1 protein-coding gene is annotated in these 386 nt (G+C 64.5%); it reads left to right on the forward strand.

The annotated features are described in order from the left end of the window. Positions 1–386: Ig-like domain-containing protein (locus QD280_RS17795; protein ID WP_279840153.1), on the forward strand; the 386-nt coding region annotated here is incomplete at both ends.

The raw sequence follows: 386 nt of genomic DNA on the forward strand, positions 1-386 counted from the left end.
GGCACGTTCAGCATCACGCTGTCTCCGAAGCAGGAAGCCGGCGCTGAACTGACCGCCACCGTCACCGATACCGCGGGTAACGAAAGTCTAGCCTCCGATACGCTGGTGGTGCCGGAAGACGCTGACGTCACAGCGCCGAACACGCCGACCATCGCTTCTGCGACCGACGATGTGCCAGCCGATACCGGTGCCCTCGCCTCCGGCGACAGCACCAACGATGCGACGCCGACGCTGACCGGCAGCGCTGAGGCCAATAGCACCGTCACCATCACCCACAACGGCGAAGTCGTTTATACGGTCGTGGCAGATGCCAATGGCGCCTGGCGCTACACCCCGAGCACTGAGCTCACCGAGGGCGACCACGTCTTCAGCGTCACCGCGACTGA

The organism is Cobetia sp. 1AS1 (genome assembly GCF_029846435.1).
GTDB classification, from domain to species: Bacteria; Pseudomonadota; Gammaproteobacteria; order Pseudomonadales; family Halomonadaceae; genus Cobetia; species Cobetia amphilecti.